Source organism: Polynucleobacter sp. 39-46-10 (assembly GCF_002282275.1).
Genome location: NZ_NCJB01000310.1, coordinates 1 through 2,673, shown reverse-complemented (window position 1 = coordinate 2,673; position 2,673 = coordinate 1). Strand labels below are relative to the sequence as shown.

The 2,673-nt window shown below is 45.0% G+C and carries 4 protein-coding genes; 2 read left to right on the top strand and 2 right to left on the bottom strand.

Annotated features, from left to right (window positions below; all coding sequences use genetic code 11):
* Positions 1-838 (top strand): NAD(P)H-dependent glycerol-3-phosphate dehydrogenase (locus B7X71_RS14920; protein WP_293601246.1); only part of this gene is annotated, 838 nt, incomplete at its 5' end.
* Positions 839-841: 3 nt separating this feature from the next.
* Here the strand turns inward: B7X71_RS14920 and trmL are convergent.
* Positions 842-1,312, bottom strand: coding sequence for a tRNA (uridine(34)/cytosine(34)/5-carboxymethylaminomethyluridine(34)-2'-O)-methyltransferase TrmL (trmL, locus tag B7X71_RS14915; RefSeq protein ID WP_215302151.1), 471 nt, complete (start codon positions 1,310-1,312; stop codon positions 842-844).
* On the bottom strand, positions 1,305-1,934 hold the full coding sequence (locus tag B7X71_RS14910) for a phosphoribosyltransferase family protein (protein WP_293601244.1): 630 nt from the start codon (positions 1,932-1,934) through the stop codon (positions 1,305-1,307). Before B7X71_RS14910 ends, trmL begins: the two co-directional genes overlap by 8 nt.
* Positions 1,935-2,089: 155 nt before the next feature.
* Here B7X71_RS14910 and B7X71_RS14905 point away from each other — a divergent pair.
* Positions 2,090-2,673, top strand: a 584-nt coding sequence (locus B7X71_RS14905) for a class I SAM-dependent methyltransferase (protein ID WP_293601242.1), incomplete at its 3' end; no start/stop codon positions are given.

Below are 2,673 nucleotides of genomic sequence, written 5' to 3'. Positions count from 1 at the left end.
AGAAGCCAATTTTGAGCGCGCCATTGAGCGCCTCTCTGAAAAAGATCTTTTAGTGATTGCTACTCCGATGTCGGGCTTATCGGAAACAGTGGCAAATGTATTGCGCCTCGCAAAGCACCCACTGAATATTGTTTGGCTATGTAAGGGCTTAGAGCCCAGCACTACTCTATTGCCACATCAAGTAGTAGAGCGTGAAGATCATCAGCATAGCAATGGCATGCGTCATTCTTATGGCGCATTATCGGGACCTAGTTTTGCACAAGAAGTTGGTAATGGTATGCCTTGTGCATTAACTATCGCTAGCAAATCAAATGCCTTATGCGATATTGTTCAAGGCGCATTTCATCACGGTAATATGCGTATCTATGCGAGCGATGATTTAGTTGGTGTTGAGTTGGGTGGCGCAACTAAAAACGTTCTTGCAATTGCGGCCGGTATTGGCGATGGCTTAGATCTTGGCTTAAACGCGCGTGCTGCGGTGTTAACTCGTGGCCTTGCAGAAATGATGCGTCTAGTGAAGGCAGCCGGTGGGCGACCAGAGACCTGCATGGGATTAACTGGTGTTGGCGATTTGATTTTGACTGCAACTGGTGATCTCTCGCGTAATCGTCGTGTTGGTTTAGCGCTTGCTGCAGGAAAACCTTTACCTGAAATTTTAGGTAATTTAGGACATGTTGCTGAAGGCGTACTGTGTGCCTCTGCAGTTGGAAATCTGGCGACTCGCTTGGGTGTAGAGATGCCAATCACTGCCATGATGGGCGAGGTCCTATCTGGAAAACTCTCACCGCATGATGCAGTGAAAAAACTCATGGGGCGCGACCCCAAGGTAGAGGTCTAGGTTTTAACTTCCGCCAAGCAATCCGTTTTGGCGCCATGCTTCATAAACCACAATCGCTACCGTATTTGAGAGATTCAAGCTGCGACTACTGTCTTGCATTGCTAAGCGCATTTGGTTGGAGATTGGAATTGAACTTCTTACTTCTTCGGTAATGCCTTTAGTTTCTGAACCAAAAACAAAATAGTCATTTGGCAAATAGTTGCCATCATGAAACTTCCCAGATCCTTTGGTAGTCAGAGCAAACATTCTCTCGGGCTGAGGTTTTTCATCAACCAGAAATTGCGCCCAGTTTTTATGAACTTTTACTTTTGCGAACTCGTGATAGTCCAATCCGGCTCTGCGAAGTTTGGCATCCTCCATGGGAAAACCAAGCGGCTCGATGAGGTGTAATTTTGCACCCGTGTTTGCACACAGGCGAATGATATTACCGGTATTGGGTGGAATTTCTGGTTCGAATAAAACAATGTTAAACATTGGCAGATCTTTGTGATGGAAGAAGTGTTCTTAGTAATACCCAATTAATAACACGAGATGCCCCATTGTCCTTCAATACGCGGGCGATTTCATTTAGGGTTGCTCCGCTAGTCATGACGTCATCAAACACAATGACTGAGGCAGACTCTAGCTGTCCCTGGTACCTTGGGTTGATATAAAACATGTCTTGAATGGCAATTTGACGATTGGTGCGATTTCCTTGAGCCTGATGCTGGTCGCTGTGATGGCGCTTCAAGATGTGTGGGTTTTTATGAATGCGTTTGTCGCAAAGAATTCGTCTCGCCAACTCCCAGCTTTGATTAAAGCCTCGGGCACAGAGTTTTTCTTGGCTTAGCGGTACCGGTAGAAGATAGTCTGCTTGGGTTATTGCTAAGCTCTTTGCAAGCAGAGTATTCCATGTAGACGCCAAGCCATGTGCATATGCAAGTCGACGCTGATATTTCAATTGATGTAAAGCAAATTGCAGTTTGCCATCATAGCGATATAGGCAGTAAGTTGCATCAAAGTAGGGTCGGTTAGCACAACACTCTCGGCAAGTTTTTTCTTTTAGTTCGTCGACCTGAAGTGTGAGACCACATTGCTGGCAGCATTCGTAATTCAATAGCTGTTCAGATGCTAATAAGGCGTAGCACTCTGCACAGAGAGTGAGTTGCTGAAATGCCCCGCAAACAATGCATGAGCTTGGTAATAGGTGAGAACAAATCGATTGAAAAATATTCTCTATTGGCCGCATGGGCTGCTGAGTATACTGAGCCAATGACCCAATCAATCAGATGGCTTCAGGATGAAATTGCAGGCCGCATGCTGCAAAAATTAGACATCGTGAAGTTGGAGGCAAAAGATGTCTTGTTGATTCCAGATTTCCCTGGAGCGCACGCCCCTTTTCTGACAAAACGTTTTCCTGGAATTCGTTTTCATTGTGCGCCAGAAAGTGAGTTATCCAGTTTTGATTTGTATAAATTGAGACTGACTCGTTTTTGGAATTCCAAGATGAAATCTACCGCCGTAGTTTCTCTAAATGACTATATGAAGACGGGGCGCATCAATCTACCTAGTAATTCTGTAGATTTGGTAGTGAGTGTTCTTTTGATTCAGAATCTGGCCGATCCCAAGCAATTCTTAAAGGAATGCTGGCGAGTACTTAAAGAGGGTGGCTTACTAACATTGAGTTATCTGGGGCCTGATACCGCTAAAGAACTCAAGTCTGAATCTTTAGCCCAGCAATTGCAGATTGAGAGCTTGCCTAGCCCGTGGGATATGCACGATATGGGGGATGCTCTATTGGGCGAACGTTTTTCTGATCCCGTAATGGATATGGAGTTTTTAAAACTGAATTACGA

What these genes read in the sequence shown, in the direction of transcription:
- trmL (WP_215302151.1), bottom strand. Translation starts at nt 1,312, where the DNA reads ATGTTTAACATTGTTTTATTCGAACCAGAAATTCCACCCAATACCGGT.